The 18,196-nt window shown below is 66.0% G+C and carries 17 protein-coding genes; 10 read left to right on the top strand and 7 right to left on the bottom strand.

Annotated elements, in window-relative coordinates; genetic code table 11:
• Positions 1 to 160 precede the first annotated feature (160 nt).
• Positions 161 to 862 carry a hemerythrin domain-containing protein gene (locus ACODTA_RS16610; RefSeq protein WP_489067072.1) on the top strand — a complete coding sequence of 234 codons (702 nt, stop codon included), beginning with the start codon at positions 161 to 163 and terminating at the stop codon, positions 860 to 862.
• A 3-nt stretch (positions 863 to 865) separates the two neighbouring features.
• On the opposite strand, the gene ACODTA_RS16605 is transcribed toward ACODTA_RS16610, so the two are convergent.
• Entirely contained in the window at positions 866 to 1,294 is a 429-nt protein-coding gene (locus ACODTA_RS16605; protein ID WP_489067071.1) for an OsmC family protein, read from the bottom strand.
• Positions 1,295 to 1,296: 2 nt separating this feature from the next.
• Positions 1,297 to 1,902 (bottom strand): TlpA family protein disulfide reductase, encoded by a 606-nt coding sequence (locus tag ACODTA_RS16600; protein ID WP_489067070.1) that lies wholly within the window; start codon positions 1,900 to 1,902, stop codon positions 1,297 to 1,299.
• A 16-nt stretch (positions 1,903 to 1,918) separates the two neighbouring features.
• Here ACODTA_RS16600 and argH point away from each other — a divergent pair, with 16 nt between their 5' ends.
• From argH to ACODTA_RS16565, 7 genes are all read left to right on the top strand, one after another.
• The gene (gene argH, locus ACODTA_RS16595; RefSeq protein ID WP_489067069.1) at positions 1,919 to 3,295 is read left to right on the top strand and encodes an argininosuccinate lyase; all 1,377 of its coding nucleotides are present in this window, start codon (positions 1,919 to 1,921) and stop codon (positions 3,293 to 3,295) included.
• Entirely contained in the window at positions 3,292 to 3,540 is a 249-nt protein-coding gene (locus ACODTA_RS16590) for a hypothetical protein (protein WP_489067068.1), read from the top strand. The genes argH and ACODTA_RS16590 overlap by 4 nt, the downstream gene beginning before the upstream one ends.
• Positions 3,541 to 3,632: 92 nt before the next feature.
• Positions 3,633 to 5,336, top strand: a complete 1,704-nt coding sequence (locus tag ACODTA_RS16585; protein WP_489067067.1) for an Hsp70 family protein — start codon at positions 3,633 to 3,635, stop codon at positions 5,334 to 5,336.
• Positions 5,333 to 7,114, top strand: a complete 1,782-nt coding sequence (locus ACODTA_RS16580; RefSeq protein WP_489067066.1) for a hypothetical protein — start codon at positions 5,333 to 5,335, stop codon at positions 7,112 to 7,114. The genes ACODTA_RS16585 and ACODTA_RS16580 overlap by 4 nt, the downstream gene beginning before the upstream one ends.
• Before the next feature lie 49 nt (positions 7,115 to 7,163).
• The gene (gene lysA / locus ACODTA_RS16575; protein ID WP_489067065.1) at positions 7,164 to 8,435 is read left to right on the top strand and encodes a diaminopimelate decarboxylase; all 1,272 of its coding nucleotides are present in this window, start codon (positions 7,164 to 7,166) and stop codon (positions 8,433 to 8,435) included.
• A 54-nt stretch (positions 8,436 to 8,489) separates the two neighbouring features.
• Entirely contained in the window at positions 8,490 to 9,260 is a 771-nt protein-coding gene (locus ACODTA_RS16570) for a precorrin-2 dehydrogenase/sirohydrochlorin ferrochelatase family protein (protein ID WP_489067064.1), read from the top strand.
• Positions 9,257 to 10,213, top strand: coding sequence for a zinc transporter ZntB (locus tag ACODTA_RS16565; RefSeq protein ID WP_489067062.1), 957 nt, complete (start codon positions 9,257 to 9,259; stop codon positions 10,211 to 10,213). Before ACODTA_RS16570 ends, ACODTA_RS16565 begins: the two co-directional genes overlap by 4 nt.
• Positions 10,214 to 10,234: 21 nt before the next feature.
• Here ACODTA_RS16565 and ACODTA_RS16560 read toward each other — a convergent pair whose 3' ends face one another.
• Genes ACODTA_RS16560 through mgtE form a run of 3 tightly spaced genes read right to left on the bottom strand, consistent with a single transcriptional unit; the run spans position 10,235 to position 12,740 of the window.
• Complete coding sequence (locus ACODTA_RS16560) at positions 10,235 to 10,786, bottom strand: response regulator transcription factor (RefSeq protein WP_489067060.1); 552 nt, start codon at positions 10,784 to 10,786, stop codon at positions 10,235 to 10,237.
• 58 nt (positions 10,787 to 10,844) lie between these two features.
• A complete protein-coding gene (locus ACODTA_RS16555; RefSeq protein WP_489067058.1) occupies positions 10,845 to 11,252 on the bottom strand; it encodes a DUF1489 family protein in 408 nt (135 codons plus the stop codon).
• A gap of 54 nt (positions 11,253 to 11,306) precedes the next feature.
• Complete coding sequence (gene mgtE / locus ACODTA_RS16550; protein WP_489067057.1) at positions 11,307 to 12,740, bottom strand: magnesium transporter; 1,434 nt, start codon at positions 12,738 to 12,740, stop codon at positions 11,307 to 11,309.
• Positions 12,741 to 12,884: 144 nt separating this feature from the next.
• Here mgtE and ACODTA_RS16545 point away from each other — a divergent pair, with 144 nt between their 5' ends.
• A complete protein-coding gene (locus ACODTA_RS16545; protein ID WP_489067056.1) occupies positions 12,885 to 13,331 on the top strand; it encodes a peptidylprolyl isomerase in 447 nt (148 codons plus the stop codon).
• A 43-nt stretch (positions 13,332 to 13,374) separates the two neighbouring features.
• Here ACODTA_RS16545 and ACODTA_RS16540 read toward each other — a convergent pair whose 3' ends face one another.
• On the bottom strand, positions 13,375 to 14,277 hold the full coding sequence (locus ACODTA_RS16540) for a LysR substrate-binding domain-containing protein (RefSeq protein WP_222991778.1): 903 nt from the start codon (positions 14,275 to 14,277) through the stop codon (positions 13,375 to 13,377).
• Between the two features lie 268 nt (positions 14,278 to 14,545).
• Here ACODTA_RS16540 and ACODTA_RS16535 point away from each other — a divergent pair, with 268 nt between their 5' ends.
• Positions 14,546 to 16,843, top strand: a complete 2,298-nt coding sequence (locus ACODTA_RS16535; protein WP_489067055.1) for a CDC48 family AAA ATPase — start codon at positions 14,546 to 14,548, stop codon at positions 16,841 to 16,843.
• Here ACODTA_RS16535 and ACODTA_RS16530 read toward each other — a convergent pair.
• Positions 16,812 to 18,134 carry an MFS transporter gene (locus ACODTA_RS16530; protein WP_489067054.1) on the bottom strand — a complete coding sequence of 441 codons (1,323 nt, stop codon included), beginning with the start codon at positions 18,132 to 18,134 and terminating at the stop codon, positions 16,812 to 16,814. The genes ACODTA_RS16535 and ACODTA_RS16530 overlap by 32 nt on opposite strands.
• Between the last annotated feature and the right edge of the window lie 62 nt (positions 18,135 to 18,196).

The following is an 18,196-nucleotide window of genomic DNA, read 5'->3' as shown; positions in this document are numbered from 1 at the left end:
TGAATCATGGTGCCTGCCCCCAATCCCCACGGATGTTTAGCCGATTGCCGCTCGTTCCGAAATCGCGCCGTTAGGAACCATTTAGGATGAGCGCCGAACCGCCAGCAGGTAGACGCCCGCCATCCATCCGGCCGCGATGCCGGGATCGAAAGGACATGCCATGCTGACGACGACTTCATCCGATCTTCCAGCGACCGCCGGCCGCTGGGACATTTACGGCCCCGTGCACAAGGGACTGCGACGCGGGCATTGCTCCCTGCTCCAGCGCCTCGCCACCGCCGATTTCACGCGCGACACCACCGCGCTCATCAGCGATCTACGCATGCATCTGGTGCTGGGGGAGACGCACTTGGCCGATGAGGAGCAGTTCATCCATATGGCGCTCGAGCAGCGGGCGCCGGGCGTCGCGGCGGGCCTGGAGCGCGAACATGCGCATCATCGCGCGCGCTTTATCGAGATCGAGGCCGCGGTCGCCGCGCTCGAAGCGGCGGTGGATCCCCGGCTCGCCGATGCGCGCGGCCGGACGCTCCATCTGCTGTTCTCGCGCTTCGTGGCCGAAGACCTCGTCCATATGGCCGAGGAGGAAGAAATGGTCTGGCCGCAGCTTTGCGCGCTGTTCAGCGATGTCGAGCTTGCCGAGATCGAAGCTGCGATCGTCGGCAGCCTGCCGCCCGAAATCGCGATGGGATTCATGCAGTTGATGGTGCCCGCCACCAATGCCGCCGAGCGTGCGGCGCTGCTTGGCGGCATGAAAGCCAATGCGCCCGCCGAAGCCTATGCCGCCGTCTACGAACTTGCGGCGCGGCCCAGCCTGACGCCCGATCAGCTCGCGGAACTGGAGGCTCTCGGTCTGGCGGCATAGCGGTCAACTGGTCGCGAGACGCGTCTCGATCACGGGATCGCCCTGCAACGTCCGCTGGATCGGGCATTTTGCGGCGATCTCGACCAGCTTCGCACGCTGCTCGTCGGACAGCGCCGGGCCGTGTAGGCGAATCACCTTGGTGAAATGATCGGTCCAGGCCGGGCGCCCCTCGACATCGCCCTTGCGATGGGTGAGGCCGACCTCGACCTCGTCGAGCGGCCAGCCCTTCTGCCGCGCGTAGAGCCGAATCGTCATCGCGGTGCATTCGCCAAGCGCCGCCAACAACAGATCGTAGGGCGAGGGCCCGATATTGCGGCCGCCGGCCGCTTCGGGTTCATCGCCGTCGATGACATGGCCGGACACGACGATCCGGACCGCGAAATCGCTGCCGCCGCTTTCCTGGACAAGCGCGTCGATCCTGTCGGTCGCCATGATCAGCCCAGCGTCTCGGCGAGCAGCGTGTTCGCGCGCGCGCCGTTCCAGTCCATACCGCCGACGACGCGCCAGACCTCGCGGCCCTGCGCGTCGTAAAGGATCGTGGTCGGCAACATACCGCTGCCATAGTTGAGCCCGAGCTTGTTCTCGGGATCGAGATAGGGCTTCAGCATCGCGAATCCCTTTTTCGCGAACCAGGGATGGACGACCTCGCCGCCCTTGCTATCCTGCGCGACGGTGAGCACGACCAGCTTGTCGCGCGTGCGCGTCGCCAGCGCGTCAAGCGTCGGCATTTCCTTCACGCACGGCCCGCACCACGTGGCCCAGAGATTGACGAGCACCGGCTTGCCCTTGAAGTCCGCCAGGCGGACGGTCTTGCCGTCGGGCGCCTCGAAACTGTCGGACGGCATCGGCTTGCCGCGATTCTCGATATCGAGCGAGCCGGTGAGTTCCTCTTCGGCGGGTTCGGCGCCCGCCGCATTGCCGCTTGCCTGTTGAGAGGCGTTTTCGGCGTTCGCACTCGCTTGCGGGCTTGTCTGCGATTGCCTATCGCATCCGCCGAGCGCGAGGCAGCCGAGCGGGAGAAGCAAAATCAGCGATCGCAACAAATCCTCCAACAGCATGTGGGGCGGGCGCTTCAGCGAAGGGCCGGCTTCGGTGATGCGCGAGATTAACGCGTCGATTCCGTTCGACAAGCGCCTGTGGAGGCAGGACATCGCGGGATCCAAGGCGCATGTCGCTATGCTGGCGAAGCAGGACATCGTCGCGGCGGCCGACGCCGAGGCGATCAGCGACGGGCTCGACCGTGTCGCCGCCGAATATGCGGCCGAGGGCGTTCCCGAGGATCTTGCGCTCGAAGACATCCATATGGTGACGGAAAGCCGGCTGGCCGAGCTGATCGGCCCAACCGCCGGCCGCCTCCACACCGCCCGCTCGCGCAACGATCAGGTCGCGACCGATTTCCGCCTGTGGGTGCGCGACGCGATCGACCAGGTCGAGGACGCGCTCGCCGCGCTTCAGCGCGCGCTCGTCACCCGCGCCGGCGAACATGCCGACAGCGTGATGCCGGGCTTCACCCATCTCCAGTCGGCGCAGCCGGTCACGCTCGGCCATCATCTGATGGCCTATTACGAGATGGTCGCCCGCGATCGTTCGCGCTTCGCCGATGCGCGCGCGCGGCTCAACCGCTGCCCGCTGGGATCGGCGGCGCTTGCCGGCACCGGCTATCCGATCGATCGCCACATGACGGCGGCGGCGCTGGGCTTCGACGGGCCGACCGCCAATTCGCTCGATTCGGTATCCGACCGCGATTTCGCGCTCGACTATCTGATGGCCGCCACCCAGTGCAGCCTGCACCTGTCGCGGCTGGCGGAGGAATTCATCATCTGGGCGAGCCAGCCCTTCGGCTTCGTCTCGCTATCAGACCAATGGTCGACGGGATCGTCGATCATGCCGCAAAAGCGCAACCCCGACGCGGCCGAGCTGGTGCGCGGCCATGCCGGGCGGATCACGGGCTGCATGACCGCGCTCGTCATCACGATGAAGGGACTGCCGCTCGCCTATTCGAAGGACATGCAGGACGACAAGCCGCCGGTGTTCGAGGCGCACGACCTGCTGGGACTGTCAATCGCGGCGATAACGGGCATGGTCGAAAGCGCGACCTTCCGCACCGATCGCATGCGGGCGCTCGCCGAAAGCGGTTTTTCGACCGCGACCGACCTGGCCGACTGGCTGGTGCGTAAAGCCGGACTCCCCTTCCGCGAGGCGCATCACGTCACCGGCCGCGCGGTCAAGCTGGCAGAGGATCGCGGCTGCCGGCTCGACCAGTTGCCGCTCGAGGCGCTGCAAGCCGTGGATCCGCGTATCGCTGAGGACTGTTTCGCGCTATTGAGCGTCGACGCTTCGGTAGCGAGCCGCGCCAGCCATGGCGGCACCGCGCCGTCGCAGGTGCGAACGCGCATCGCCGAAGCGAAGACCGCGCTGGGAATAACTGAATGAGGAAACCGTTCGCCGTCCTGACGATGCTCGCGCTCAGCGCCGCGCTGGCCGCGTGCGGCAGCAAGAAGCCGCTCACGCGTCCGGCCGGCGATCCGGTGCCGGCAAAGCCCGCCACGGCGGAGACCGCGCCCGATTCGGACTCGCTGGTGACGCCCGATTCACAGGCGCGGCCCGATCGCAACGACGAAGTGCTCAAGCGCTCGCAACGCCGCCAGGACGACAGGTTCGATCTGCCGCCAACCTGAGGCGACCTGCGCGAAGCAGGCGGCAGGCCTTGATTCGCGCGACGGTCTGATTCAGCCTGCGTGGTGAATCGAGTTCGGGGGCGCGTTCCATCATGATTGTCGGCATCGATCTTGGCACGACCAACAGTGCCATCGCGATCTGGCGGGACGGCAAGGCCGAGCTTATCCCGAACAGCCTGGGAGACCTGCTCACCCCGTCGGCGGTCAGCCTGAGCGATGACGGCGCCTATCTGGTCGGCATGGCCGCGCGCGAGCGCCAGTCGACTCATCCCGATCGCACCGCCACCGCGTTCAAACGCTATATGGGCACGCAACAGACCGTCACCCTGGGGCGCAAGAGTTTCTCGGCCGAGGATCTTTCGGCGCTGGTTCTTCGTAGCCTGAAGGCGGACGCGGAGGCGTATCTTGGCGAGCCGGTGACATCGGCGGTCATCACCGTCCCCGCCTATTTCAACGATCGGCAACGCAAGGCGACGCGCCGGGCGGGCGAGGCCGCCGGCTTCACGGTGGAGCGGCTGGTCAACGAGCCGACGGCGGCGGCGCTGGCCTATGGCATCCACGATCTGGAGGAAGAAGCGCCATTCCTGGTGTTCGACCTTGGCGGCGGCACCTTCGACGTCTCGATCGTCGAGATCTTCAGCGGCATCATCGAGGTGCGCGCGTCGGCCGGCGACAACCGGCTGGGCGGCGAGGATTTCAACGACGTGATCGTCGAGCTCGCACGCGAAAGGATCGACCCTGGCGACAAGCTGGCGGGCAAGGAAGCCAGCGCCTTTCGTGAAGTGCTGCGCGCAGCCGCCGAACGCACCCGGCGCGCGCTGACCGAGTCGGACACCGCGTCATTCTCCGTGGTCTGGCGCGATGAACGTCATGAGACGGAGATCAGCCAGGCCGATTTCGAGGCGCGCGCCGAGCCCCTGCTGACCCGGCTGCGCGAGCCGGTGATGCGATCGATGCGCGACAGCGGCACCCGCAGCGAGGCCTTGCGCGAAGTGATCCTGGTCGGCGGATCGACGCGGATGCCGCTGATCCGCAAGATCGCCACGCGGATGTTCGGGCGTTTTCCCAATCACGCGCTTCATCCCGATCACGCGGTCGCGCTGGGCGCCGCCGTCCAGGCTGGCCTCAAATCGCGCGACGCCGCGCTCGACGAGATCCGCCTGACCGATGTCTGCCCCTTCACGCTGGGCGTCGAGGTCGCCGAACGCGACCAGACCGGCATCCGCACCGGGCTGTTTGCACCCATCATCGAACGCAATACCGTGATTCCGGCGAGCCGATCGCACTGGTTCTCGACCATGGCCGACGGCCAGCGGCAGGTTCAGTTCGGCATTTACCAGGGTGAAGCGCGGCTGGTGGCGGAGAATGTGAAGCTCGGCGAGATCAGCGTGCCCGTTCCGCCCAAGCCGGCCGGCCATGTCAACGTCGAATGCCGGTTCAGCTATGACGCCAGCGGATTGCTCGAAGTCGATGTCTCCATTCCCGATACGGGCGTTACACGTCAGCTCGTGATCTGCGATGAAGAAGACAAGCGCAGCGCCAAGGACCTTGCCAAGCGCAGGGAAGCATTGGCCGCACTGAAGATTCATCCGCGCGATGATGCCGCCAACGCCGCGGCCCTCGCGCGGGCGGCGCGTTGCTATGAAGGATTTCTCGGCGAAACGCGCAACTATGTCGGCCGGCTGATCTCTCAGTTCGAAAGCGTCCTGGAACGCCAGGATCCTCGCCAGATCGAGGAGGCGCGAGTCGAACTGGAGAAACTGCTGGACCAGATCGAGGGCGAGCGCTTCCTGTGAGCGAGCGCCGCGGCCCGTGGCGACTGCTCGGCATCGACGCGAAGGACAGCGACGAGCGCGCGGTCAAGCGAGCCTATGCGCAGAAGCTGAAGGCAATCGATGTCGATGCCGATCCGGCAGGGTTCATCGCTCTGCGCAAGGCGATGGAACAGGCGCTGGATGAACTGCGATGGCGCGACCACCCCGAAGCGGATGATTGGGACGACGACTGGTATGAAGAGGAGGACGATACTCCCTTCATAGCTTCAAGGCTGACGACGCCGGCGGAACTGACAACCGAATCAGCCGCCGAGCCTGACGACGCGGTGGCCGAGCCCCCTCCCGCCGCGGACAAGGATCCCGATCCGCTGGCCGCGCTCAACGACGAACTCAAGTTGCTATGGGGCCTGTTGTTCGACGAACAGGATAGCGACGGAGCACGCTGGCAGATCGAGCTTTGCTGGCGGCAGATCATGGACAATCCGGCGCTGGGCAGGATCGACATATTGGCGGACGTCGAGCAATGGTTCGCCGGCGCCATCGCGCAGAGCCTTCCACGATCGGATCCGCTCGTCTGGCCGGCGATCAAATTCTTCAACTGGTCGGGCGACGAGCGGCGCTGGAACGGCGACGGCCGCGTCGCGGCGATCTTGCGCCGCCAGCGCGACCTGTATTTCCTGCACCAGCTCGTCCAGCCCGACAATCTGCTTCATTACGCCTATAATCTGCTCCACCAGTCGCCGGCGGAAGTGACGCCGGCGGAACTCAAGCGAGCGGACAACGGCATGCGCATCCTGCTGCGCAGCATCCGCTATCAGTTCCCAACCGCCGAATGGAATTTCGACGAAGACAAGGTCCGGGCCTGGATCGATCATCTCGAAGCGCCGCCCACCGGACGGCTGGCAAGGTTCGCGTCGGGTGGCGGTCAGCCCGTCTTCGACGACGGCCTGGTCTTTGACGGAAAGAATGTGAGCGGCAGCGGATTCGCTGGCCCCGTCGATACCAGTTCGGAATCGCTCTCGACGCCACCGATCGTCTGGCTGGGGCTGGTGCTGATGCCCTATGTCGCCTGCTGGTGGACACTGCGTAAAGGCTATTCGCTCTGGGCGCGGCTGGCTGCATTCGGCTGGGCGGTGGTCGCGCTATTCCTCGTCATCGCGGCGGATCGGCCCGCGACCCTGGATCAGAAGGTGGGCGACAGGATGGCCGCGCTCGAACGCGCAAATCCCGACCTTGTCGCGATCCGAACCGGAAAGCCGGCGCTTTACGCGGAAATCCGGGCGGCCGCGCACGAACGGGAGAAGGGAAATATCGCCGAGGACGCGATGCGCAAGCGGATCGATGGCATCATCGAGAATGCCTATACAAAGGCGCTTCCGATGGCGGCGCAGGATCTGCTGGTCCGGCATTTCCGGTTGAGACAGATGCGGCTGAGCCATTTGCTCCGTGCCGATCCCGCCGCGTGCATGGACGACAACCGGCCTGTCGCTCCGGCGTCGCTGCCCGCTTCCTACCAGCAGCAACTGCGCCAGCTTATCGTGCAGGCCATCACCCGAGCGGCCCCCGCCACGGTGGACGACAGGAAGATCGACATGATCCCCAAGATGCGCGAGGCCGCAGGATCGCTTGGCATCACCCTTGACCAATATGCCCAGCGTTTGTCCGACAAGACCAATGTCCGTTCGGGGTGCGAAGCGAAGCTGGCGCTGCTCCAGGCCATTGGCCGCGAGGGTGACGCCGATATCGCGGCGTTTGTCCGATCAAGCCTGATAAGCGCCGCGGCGAAGTCGGGTAGCTGACATCGAATGCCGCATTCATTTTCACAACGATAGGCTTTAAGGCGCGCCCATGGACCATTTCACTCTTCGCGACGGCGCGCTTCACGCCGAGGATGTTCCGCTGACCGCAATCGCGGAAGCGGTGGGCACGCCCGTCTATGTCTATTCGGCGGCAACGATCGAGCGGCACATCCGCGTCTTTCGCGACGCATTGGCCGGCGCCGGCGAAGGCGAGCCGCTGATCGCCTTCGCGGTGAAGGCCAATCCCAACGGCGCCGTGCTCGCGGCGATGGCGCGCGCGGGGCTTGGCGCGGACGTCGTATCGGCCGGCGAATTGCTGCGTGCGGTGGCGGCCGGCATCGCGCCCGAGAAGATCGTGTTCTCGGGTGTCGGCAAGACGCGCGAGGAAATGGCGATCGCGCTGTCGCACGGCATCGGCCAGTTCAATCTGGAATCCGAGCCCGAGGCCGTGACACTCTCCGCCGTGGCGAGTGAGATGGGGCGCGAAGTCGCGGTCGCCTATCGCGTCAATCCGGACGTCGATGCCGGCACCCATGCCAAGATCTCCACCGGCAAGTCCGAGAACAAGTTCGGCATCCCGATCGACACCGCGCCTGAAGCCTATGCCCGGCTGGCCGCGCTGCCGGGACTGAAGGCCCGGGGAGTCGCGGTCCATATCGGCAGCCAGCTCACCGATCTCGCCCCGCTCGAAGCAGCGTTCGCCAAGGTCGGCGCGCTGATCGCGGAACTACGCGCCGCCGGCCATGCGATCACCCTGGCCGATCTCGGCGGCGGACTGGGCGTATCCTATAATCCCGCGCTGCCGCTGCCGCCGAGCCCCGCCGATTACGGCGCGATGGTAAAGCGCGTGACCACGGGCTGGGGCGTCAGGCTGGCGTTCGAGCCCGGCCGGCTGATCGTCGCCAATGCCGGCCTGCTGCTGTCGCGCGTGATCCGCGTGAAGGACGGCGCCGTCCATCCCTGGGTAATCGTCGATGCGGCGATGAACGACCTGCTTCGCCCCAGCCTCTACGACGCCTGGCATGATATCCGCGCCATCGCGCCCACGGGCGAGCGCGTCGTGGCGAATATCGTGGGACCGGTCTGCGAAAGCGGCGACACCTTCGCGATCGCGCGCGAGATGGATGCCGTGTCCGATGGCGATCTGGTCGGCTTCTTCTCGGCCGGCGCTTATGGCGCGACGATGGCCGGCACCTATAACAGCCGTGCGCTGGTGCCCGAAGTGATGGTGTCGGGCGACAAATGGGCGGTGGTGCGACCGAGACCGCCGTTGGAGGCGCTGATCGAGGCGGAGACCATCCCTGATTGGCTCAAGGCCTGAACAGGCCGGCTTGCGGACTTGGCAAGCGCCGCGCGCCGCGCGACAAGCGGGCCGATGCATAGCCTGCCCATCTTCCTGAAACTCCGCGATCGCCCGGTCATCCTGCTGGGTGACGGCGAAGCGGCGGCAGCGAAACGCCGTCTGCTCGAACGCGCCGGCGCTATCCCCTCCAGCGAGGACGCGACGGCGGCACTGGCGATCGTCGCGATCGACGATGATGCCGAAGCCGAAGCGACGACCGCCCGACTGAAGGCGCGCGGCATCCTGGTCAATGCGCCCGATCGCCCGAAACTCTGCGATTTCACCTTGCCCGCAATCGTCAATCGCGATCCCGTGCTGATCGCGATCGGCACGGGCGGGGCGTCCGCGGGCCTTGCCAAGGTGCTGCGCCAACGGCTCGACGCACTGCTGCCCGCATCGCTCGGCAGACTCGCGGTGGCGCTCGATCGCGCGCGGCAGGCGATCCGGACGCGCTGGCCGGATGCCGTGGACCGCCGACGCGCGATCGACGCGGCCCTCGAAGGTCCGCTCGATCCATTGCGCGCCGATGCCGCCGATGCGGTGAACGACTGGCTCGAATCACCATCGGGCGCTGTTTCCGGCGGGCTGGTCTTCATCACCGTTCGGTCCGACGATCCCGACGATCTCACGCTCGGCGAAGCGCGACTGCTCGGTCAGGCCGATCATGTCTATTACAGCCCGGCGATCCATCCCCGCATCCTCGCGCGCGCGCGCGCCGATGCCGCACGGACGGTGGCGACGGCGCCACCGGCATCACCGCCAGCGGGATTGGCGCTTTATCTGCTCGGAAAGGCAGCGCCATGACCTTCGCCTGGATCGTGGATGGCGATGGCGGTCGCAAGGTCGCGCTCGATGCCGCAGCGGCGGCCAACGGATCGGCTGATTTCGTCTGGTTCCACCTCGACGGCCGGCAGGATGGGTCTCTCGAATGGCTCGCCGCACGTGGCGAGATTCCGGAGATCGCACGCAGCGCACTGATCGCGGAGGAAACCCGGCCGCGCAGCGAACCGATGGGCGAAGGCGCGCTCATCAACCTGCGCGCGCTGGGCAAGACACCCGAGGACGATCCCGACGCGCTGGTCTCGATCCGGATATGGGCGCAGCGGGGCAGTGTGATCTCGGTCTGCTTCCGCACGCCGTCAGCGATCGACACGGTCTGCCAGGCGGTCTCACGGGGCGTGGTGCGCGATCCCGGTGACCTCATTTCCGAGATCGCCACCGCGATCTCGCGCGAGCTCGATCCACAGGTCGCCGAGCTGGGCGATACGCTCGACGATTGCGAGACGGCGCTGGAAGCACAGGGCGTCTACAAGATGCGCCGGATGATCGCGCGCGCGCGCGCCAAGGCCATCGCCTATCGCCGTTTCCTGGTGCCACAGCGCCAGGCGCTCGAACGGCTTTCGGCGCTCGACGCGGACTGGCTGGAGGAGCAGGACCGTATGCATCTCCGCGAGGCCGCCGATCGCTGCGCGCGCATGGCGGAGGAACTGGAAGCGGTCCGCGAACGCGCGGCACTGATGCATGAGGAACTGACCGACCTGCGCGCCGAGCTGATGGATTCGCGCGCACTGATGATCTCGATCGTCGCGCTGGTGTTCCTGCCGCTGACCTTCATCACCGGCCTGCTCGGCATGAATGTGAAGGGCATCCCCTTCGCCGAGGCGCCCTGGGCGTTCTGGGGTGTCGTTGGTGTCTGCCTGGCGATCGGCGTGGCGATCAGCGCCTGGTTCGCGGCCCGGCACTGGCTTGGGCGTTGAACGGGCGGCACACGGCCCGGTTCAGGCGCTCATCCGGTCGATCTGCTGCTGCAGCCGCTGGCGTTCCGCCTGCATGAACGCGATTCGTTCGCGCAGTTCGCCAATCTCGATCGCACGGTGCGCTATGCGTTCGTCGAGTGCGATATTCGACCGCCGTAATTCGGCGATATTGCGCGCGCGCTCGATCAACCGCTCCATGCGGGCGGCAAGGACGTCGAATGCGAAGGGTTTGGCGATATGATCGTCGGCACCCGCATTGAGCGCTTCAATCACCGCACCCGGATCGTTCCGTGCCGAAACCATCATCACCGGCACATGCGTCGTCGCATGATTCGAACGAATCTCGCTCAGCACCGAAAAGCCGGCCTGGCCGCGCAACTCCATGTCGAGCAGGATGAGGTCGAAACAGCGCCCCTGCATGCGATCGAGCGCTTCGCGACCGCTTGAGCACAAGGACGCGCGATAGCCGCCCTGGATCAGCTTGCGGCCGATTTCGTCACGACTGCCCGCATCCCCGTCGACGACAAGTATGTCCCTGGTGCCGTCGGGCGCATTGGTCGAAGCCTGGTTCATGCCGATGGCATAGCCCGGCAGCCGTCACAAAATGGTTAACGTGACAGGAACCCGTGATTCAGATCAGCGCCAGCGCCGAGAGCTCTCCACGCAGCGCGGCGGGCAATTCTCCCAGCGCGCCGTGCCCGGCATCGATATCGGCCGGTGCGTCCTTGCCCTCCAGATAGCGCCAGCCCTGATGCGCTCGGCGCGGCCGTTCGAGCACGGGCACAAGCCGCGCGGCGACCAGGATCTGCCAGCGCCGCGAATCCTCCATCTCGGCGAAACCCAGTATCTCCTGCCGCGCGACGAGCCGGTGCTTGATGATCCAGTAAAGCGATCCGCCGATCAGTTCCTCATGACGCGTCGGGCGATAGCGCGTCGTCACCACCGCGACCTCGTTTTCGGCGCGTGCGGCGATGCGCTCGGCCAATATGTCGAGCGAAGCGCAGCCGACCGCGACCTTGGTGATGTTGAGCGGAGCCATGGGCGTAATCTGGCTGCGCGGTCCGCCAGGTTCAAGCCGGCTGCGTCGAGATTCCTATCGAACCAGGCCGCTGGCGCTGGCGAGTCCCAGAAAGACAAGGAAACCCATCGAATCGGTCATCATCGTCACGAAGACCGAGGATGCCACGGCAGGATCGGCATCGAGCTTTTCCAGCGTCAGCGGAATCAGCACACCCGCAAGGCCGGCGATCAGGATGTTGGCGAGCATCGCGGCGGCGATGACCGCTCCGAGCTGGTGATTGGAGAAGGCCAGCGCGACACCGACGCCGATCACCGCGGCGACGGTGACGCCGTTGAGCATCGCGACCCGAATCTCACGCCGGATCGTCCGCCAGGTGTTCGACTGGGTGAGCTGGTTGGTCGCGAGCGCACGCACGGTGACCGCCATGGTCTGCGTGCCGGCATTGCCGCCGACGCCCGCGACGATCGGCATCAGCGCGGCGAGCGTCACCATCTTGCTGATCGTGCCTTCGAACAGACTGATGATCGTCGCCGCTACCAGGGCGGTACCGAGATTGGCGATCAGCCAGCGGACACGGCTCTTGTAGCTGTCTAGCACCGGCTCGTTGATGTCGCCTTCACCCGCGCCGGACAGCTTGAGGATATCCTCCCCCGCCTCTTCCTGGATGATGTGGACGATGTCATCGACGGTGATCATGCCGACGAGGCGGCCGGCGCCATCGACCACCGCCGCCGAGATCAGCGCATATTTCTGGAAGCGGAGCGCGACTTCCTCCTGATCCATATCGACCGGGATCAGCGTCTGTTCGCGCTTCATGACGTCGGAAATGGCGATCGATCGCGGCGTGCGGAGGATCCATGACAGCGCGCAGGCGCCGATCGGTTTGTGGCCGGTATCGACCACGAAAATCTCCCAGAAATCGGTGGTGAGATCCTCGTTCCTGCGCAGATAGTCAAGAACGTCGCCGACCGTCCAGTGTTCGGGCACCGCGATCAGCTCGCGCTGCATCAGGCGTCCGGCGGTTTCCTCGCCATAGCTCAGCGCTTCCTCGATCGCGGCGCGATCGTCGGGCGCGAGCGCGCGGAGAACGGCGCGCTGGTCGTCCTCCTCCATGTCCTCGATGATCGCGACGGCGTCGTCGGTATCGAGTTCGCCCGCGATCTCCGCCACTTCGTGCGGATCGAGCGCGTCGATCAGGTCCTCGCGGACCCAGTCGTTCATTTCCGCGAACACGTCGGCGTCAAGCAGGTCCGAAATCGCGGCGGCAAGCGCACGGCGCTCCTCCGCAGGGGTCAGTTCGAACAGGTCGGCGATGTCGGCGGGATGAAGCGGTTCGACCAGCGCACGGGCGCCTTCCGAATCGCCCTCCTCGACTCGTTCGAGCACCGCGCTCACGAATTCGGGCTTCAGCCGGTCGTCGGCATCCAGGCTGGTTTCGGGCGGCCCGGTTTCGGACCCATCCTGTTCATGGCCGGGCGGCAGCGGATTCAGCTCGTCTAGGCTCATGCGGTTCTCCGCCGGATCGTGCCGCGATTTCCGTGCCCTAAGCTGTCTGAACGGATCAGGCAACCGCCGCCGCACCGCGCCCCCTTCCGCTTCCCCATAATGGCCCTATATGGGCGTTTTCCCGCGATCCGATGGAGTTTTACCATGGCCGACACGCTTACCCTCACGCTCGAAGGCGGCGATGTCGTCATCAAGCTGCGCCCCGATCTCGCCCCCGGGCATGTCGAGCGCGTCGCGACCCTCGCCAATGAGGGTTTTTATGACGGCGTCGTGTTCCACCGCGTGATCCCCGGCTTCATGGCGCAGGGCGGTGATCCGACCGGCACCGGCATGGGCGGTTCCAAACTACCCGACCTGAAGGCGGAATTCAGCCGCGAACCGCATGTCCGCGGCGTCTGCTCGATGGCGCGCGCGCAGAATCCGAACAGCGCGAACAGCCAGTTCTTCATCTGCTTCGACGATGCGACCTTCCTCGACGGCCAGTACACCGTCTGGGGCGAAGTGACCGAGGGCATGGAGCATATCGACGCGCTGCCCAAGGGCGAGCCACCGCGCGAGCCCGGCAAGATCGTCAAGGCCACCGCCGCCTGATCTGCAACGCCGCCCCGGTGCGCCGGGGCGGTACGCCAGTCGATCAGACTCCGGGGCGCTCCACATCGCCTCCGAACAGGTCGACCAGCCAATCGTGGAAGATCCGCACCGGGCGCATTTCCAGCGCGCGTGGGCGGCAGGCGAACCAATAGCTGTACGGGCTTTCGACGACATGGTCGAACAGCCGGACCAGCCGATCATCCTGCGCATCCGCCAGATGGCTTTCGAGCATGAAGGCCACGCCGAGCCCGGCGGCCGCGGCCTCCAGGATCAACTGTCCCGAATCATATTGGTCGATCGACAGCGGCGTCAGATCGGGCAATCCGATCGCGTTGCGATAGACTTCGAAGGTTTCCGCCATGTCGCGATGGATCAGCACCGTCGTGCGCGCGAGATCCGCGGGCGTGCGGATCGCGTCCGGCCCCTCCGTCGTCGCACGGCTCGCGATCGGGCAGATCAGGTTACGACCGAGCCGGCGCGCGTAGAGCGCGGGATCGATCTCCCGCGCGAGCGGAATCGCGACGTCGAGCCCTTCGCCCAGCCGCGACAGGCTATGCGCGGCGGTGTCGATATCAAGATGCAGGCCGGGATGGCGCGCGCGTAGTTCGGGCAGATGCGGCATAAGCTTTTGCGAGGCGAACAGCGGCAGGATGCCCAGCCGCAGCCGCATCACGTCGGCGCTGTTCGACATGCCTTCGATCGCGAGCGACAGCATGTCGATCGCGGGCGCCACCTGATGGAGCAGCTTCTCGCCATCCTCGGTCAGCGCGAGCGATTGGTGACGGCGATGGAAAAGCGGCTTGCCCAGAAAGCGTTCGAGCGCCTGCACGCGCCGGCTGAGCGCCGGCGACGAGAGCGAAAGATCCTCGGCCGCAGCCTTGATCGAGCCGAGCCGCGCGACTTGCAGAAACGCCTCGAGCGCCGTCAATGGAGGCAATCGCCGCATTTTGATCCCAGGGTCCTATCCAGTCCGCGCTTTGTAGCGCGCGTATATCAGGAATCCATGAGTGCATTCTTTGCAATCAACAAATTCCTTTTCGCACTTGCACAATTTCGTACTGCAACGCAAATTGATCCTGCCTTTCAGGCATCCTCTCCTAAAACTTTCAAGGGCCGGTCCTTCGGGATCGGCCTTTTTTTTGGCTTGGGGTCGCAAGCCCGGAACCCCGGCCCTATCTTTCCGGTTTCGAACCGACCGAGGGGAGAGCGTGAACATGGTCGAAGCTGAGACCGGGCACCGTATCCAGGTAGCCAATGCCCGGCCCGAAGACAGCGGGCGCGGACTTGCCCGCCTGTCCCGCGCGGCGATGCAGGCGCTGGGCCTGGCCGAAGGCGACGTCATCGAAATCGTCGGCAAGCGCGTGACCCCGGCCCGCGCGGTCGGCCCTTATCGCGAGGATGAAGGGCTGGACCTGATCCGTCTCGACGGTTTGCAGCGCGCCAATGCCGGCGTTGGATCCGGTGACTTCGTCGAGATCCGCAAGGGCGAATCGCGCCCCGCGCAGCGCGTCGTGTTCGCACCTGCACAACAAAATCTTCGGCTGCACGGTTCCTCGAACGCGCTCAAGCGCAGCTTCATCGGCCGTCCGCTCGCCGCCGGCGACACCGTCGCGACCGCCGGGCAACAGCAGGTCGATCAGGGTGCGATGCCCGCCCAGCTTCGCCAGATGCTGGCGGCGCCCGCCTATGCCTTGCAGGAGATCCGCCTTGCCGTGATCTCGACCGTGCCCAAGGGCATCGTCCATATCGATCCCGAGACCGAGGTCGAACTGCTTCCCGAATATACCGAGCCCAAGGAATCGCGGCGCGCCGACGTCACCTATGACGATATCGGTGGCATGGCGGGCACGATCGACCAGCTTCGCGAGATGGTGGAACTGCCGCTGCGCTATCCCGAGCTCTTCCAGCGACTGGGCGTCGATCCGCCGCGCGGCGTGCTGCTGCACGGCCCGCCGGGCACCGGCAAGACGCGGCTGGCGCGCGCCGTCGCCAATGAAAGCGACGCCGAGTTCTTCCTGATCAACGGCCCGGAAATCATGGGCTCCGCCTATGGCGAGAGCGAGAAGCGGCTGCGCGACGTGTTCGAGCAAGCGACCAAATCCGCGCCGTCGATCCTGTTCATCGACGAGATCGATTCGATCGCGCCGAAGCGTGGGCAGGTGCAGGGCGAAACCGAGAAACGCCTGGTCGCGCAGTTGCTGACGCTGATGGACGGGCTGGAAGCACGCGTGAACCTGGTGGTGATCGCCGCGACCAATCGGCCCGAGGCGATCGACGAGGCGCTGCGCCGGCCCGGCCGGTTCGACCGCGAGATCGTGGTCGGCGTGCCTGACGAGCGTGGCCGCCGCGAGATCATGGGCATCCACACGCGCGGTATGCCGCTGGGCGACAAGGTGGACCTGAGCGAGCTCGCGCGGATGACCTACGGCTTTGTCGGCGCCGACCTGGCCGCACTGGCGCGCGAGGCCGCGATCGAGGCGGTCCGGCGCATCATGCCCAGGATCGATCTGTCGGAAGGATCGATTCCCGCCGATGTGCTCGATACGCTGTCGGTGACGCGCGAGGATTTCATGGCCGCGATCAAGCGCGTCCAGCCGTCGGCCATGCGCGAAGTGATGGTCCAGATGCCGACGACGCGCTGGGACGATATCGGCGGGCTCGACGTCGCACAGGAACGGTTGAAGGAAGGCGTGGAGCTTCCGTTGAAGGATCCCGACGCGTTCCGTCGGCTCGGCATCCGTCCGGCCAAGGGCTTCCTGCTCTATGGCCCGCCAGGCACGGGCAAGACCTTGCTCGCCAAGGCGGTGGCGCGCGAGGCGCAGGCCAATTTCATCGCGACTAAATCGTCGGACCTGCTGAGCAAATGGTATGGCGAGAGCGAGCAGCAGATCGCCCGCCTGTTCGCGCGCGCGCGCCAGGTGGCGCCGACCGTGATCTTCTTCGACGAACTCGACAGCCTTGTTCCCGCGCGCGGCAACGGGCTTGGCGAACCGCAGGTGACCGAGCGCGTTGTCAACACCATCCTGTCGGAGATGGACGGGCTGGAGGAATTGCAATCGGTGGTGGTGATCGGCGCGACCAATCGCCCCAATCTGGTCGATCCCGCATTGCTGCGCCCCGGTCGTTTCGATGAGTTGATCTATGTGCCCGTGCCCGATCGAAGCGGGCGGCGGCGTATCCTGGCGATTCACACCGGCCGCATGCCGCTGGGCAAGGATGTCGATCTCGATGAGCTCGCGGAGCGCACCGAGCGCTTCACCGGCGCCGACCTGGAGGATCTGGTCCGCCGCGCCGGCCTGTCGGCGCTGCGCCAGTCGCTCGACATCAAGCAGGTGACCATGGACCATTTCGAAAAGGCGTTCGACGAGACGCGCGCGTCTGTCACGCCCGAGATGGAACAGGAATATGAGACGATCGCGTCGAAACTGAAGCAGAACGCATTGAAGCTCGATCCGATCGGTTTCGTCGCGCCGGGGATGCTCAAGCCTCGTGGGCCGAAGGGCGCAGATTGAACCAGGCATAAGCCATCAGCAGAACGAGTGCGGCGGCCGCGATGCCATAGGGCAGCGGCCGCCAAACCTCGTACAGGCCGACGCCCAGCGAGGGGCCGAAGACGAACGCCGCGCCGTTGATCGCCGTCGTCTTGCCGGCGACCGATCCCTGTTCGTTCGCCTCCACCGCCAGTGACGAGCCAGCGGTGAATCCCGGCCGGACGAAACCGAAGCCGAGCGAGGCGAGCGCATAGGCGGTGGCGATGCCGTGGAGCGAATCGGCGATGCCGAGGAGTACGCATCCCGCCGCCGACAGGCCGAGGCCGATCAGGATCAGCGCGCGCGGGGCAAGGTTGAGGATGGGAATCAGGCCCCATTGTGCAAGCAGTGCCGCCCCCGCCCCCATCATCAGCACCAGGCCGGTCGACTGGAGCGCGTCGCTCAGCTCTCCGCCCAGCCGATCGATCAGCAGAAAGCCGATCGTCTGCCCGGTCATCGCCTGGGCATGGCCCATCACCAGTCCTGCGAGCATCCAGGGCCAGATCCGTGCATCGCGCAGCCGCACATCGCGCGACGGCCCCGCCGTCGCCGCGGTCACGCTCGCGCCCGAGGACTGTCCGCCGATCGTGGGATAGGCGACCGCGGCGCCCCGCGCATCCTCGTCGATCGCCGGGCGATCGTCGGGCAGCAGCTTCGCCGCCGCGATCACGACCGCGATCCCGACGACCGTGAAGACGAAGGCGGGCCCCGCCATCGTCACCACCGGCAATAGCAGATAGGGCGAAAGCGCGGGACCAAGGATCGTGCCGAGACCGAAAGCGGAGGCGAGCAGGGTCAGCGCCTTGGTCCGTTCGGCGCGCGTGGTGCGCACCGCGACCATCGCCTGCGCCGCGGGCGGCGTCGCCGATCCGAACGCACCGTAGATCAGCCGGCCGAGGATGAACAACAGGAATGCCGCGGCTGGCGTGATCCAGCCGAGAATACCGGCCGCCAGGAACAATCCACATGCCAGGGTCGAGACGGTGAAGCCGACCATGCCGGTGATGACCAGCCGTCGCTGGCCGTAGTGATCGAGCCGCTTCGCCCAAAAGGGTGCCGCGAACACCCAGATCGCGGCCGAGACCGAAAAAGCCGCCGCGACCGCGCTGTCCATCACGCCCAGAGATCGGCCAAGCGCGGGCAGGACCGACTGCATCGCCGTGTTGCCCGCCGCCACCGTCAGCATCACGACGAAAAGCAGGCCGAAATCGCGTCTGCGCTCGCGATCGGCCACGATCGCGAGCGCGTCCTCCCCTGTCCGATTCGCGTCCATGCGGCCTGATAGTGCGCCGGGCTGGCGCAAGGAAGGATAGGCTTGACGACGGAAGCGTTTAG

The organism is Sphingomonas sp. FG14 (assembly GCF_057809675.1).
This window is presented reverse-complemented; position numbering and strand designations above follow the sequence as displayed.

Excerpts from the sequence above, each read along its gene's own strand:
- ACODTA_RS16610 (WP_489067072.1), top strand. The coding sequence starts at position 161 with ATGCTGACGACGACTTCATCCGATCTTCCAGCGACCGCCGGCCGCTGG.
- ACODTA_RS16605 (WP_489067071.1), bottom strand. The coding sequence starts at position 1,294 with ATGGCGACCGACAGGATCGACGCGCTTGTCCAGGAAAGCGGCGGCAGC.
- argH (WP_489067069.1), top strand. The coding sequence starts at position 1,919 with ATGTGGGGCGGGCGCTTCAGCGAAGGGCCGGCTTCGGTGATGCGCGAG.
- ACODTA_RS16590 (WP_489067068.1), top strand. The coding sequence starts at position 3,292 with ATGAGGAAACCGTTCGCCGTCCTGACGATGCTCGCGCTCAGCGCCGCG.
- ACODTA_RS16585 (WP_489067067.1), top strand. The coding sequence starts at position 3,633 with ATGATTGTCGGCATCGATCTTGGCACGACCAACAGTGCCATCGCGATC.
- lysA (WP_489067065.1), top strand. The coding sequence starts at position 7,164 with ATGGACCATTTCACTCTTCGCGACGGCGCGCTTCACGCCGAGGATGTT.
- ACODTA_RS16570 (WP_489067064.1), top strand. The coding sequence starts at position 8,490 with ATGCATAGCCTGCCCATCTTCCTGAAACTCCGCGATCGCCCGGTCATC.
- ACODTA_RS16565 (WP_489067062.1), top strand. The coding sequence starts at position 9,257 with ATGACCTTCGCCTGGATCGTGGATGGCGATGGCGGTCGCAAGGTCGCG.
- ACODTA_RS16560 (WP_489067060.1), bottom strand. The coding sequence starts at position 10,786 with ATGAACCAGGCTTCGACCAATGCGCCCGACGGCACCAGGGACATACTT.
- ACODTA_RS16555 (WP_489067058.1), bottom strand. The coding sequence starts at position 11,252 with ATGGCTCCGCTCAACATCACCAAGGTCGCGGTCGGCTGCGCTTCGCTC.
- mgtE (WP_489067057.1), bottom strand. The coding sequence starts at position 12,740 with ATGAGCCTAGACGAGCTGAATCCGCTGCCGCCCGGCCATGAACAGGAT.
- ACODTA_RS16545 (WP_489067056.1), top strand. The coding sequence starts at position 12,885 with ATGGCCGACACGCTTACCCTCACGCTCGAAGGCGGCGATGTCGTCATC.
- ACODTA_RS16540 (WP_222991778.1), bottom strand. The coding sequence starts at position 14,277 with ATGCGGCGATTGCCTCCATTGACGGCGCTCGAGGCGTTTCTGCAAGTC.
- ACODTA_RS16535 (WP_489067055.1), top strand. The coding sequence starts at position 14,546 with ATGGTCGAAGCTGAGACCGGGCACCGTATCCAGGTAGCCAATGCCCGG.
- ACODTA_RS16530 (WP_489067054.1), bottom strand. The coding sequence starts at position 18,134 with ATGGACGCGAATCGGACAGGGGAGGACGCGCTCGCGATCGTGGCCGAT.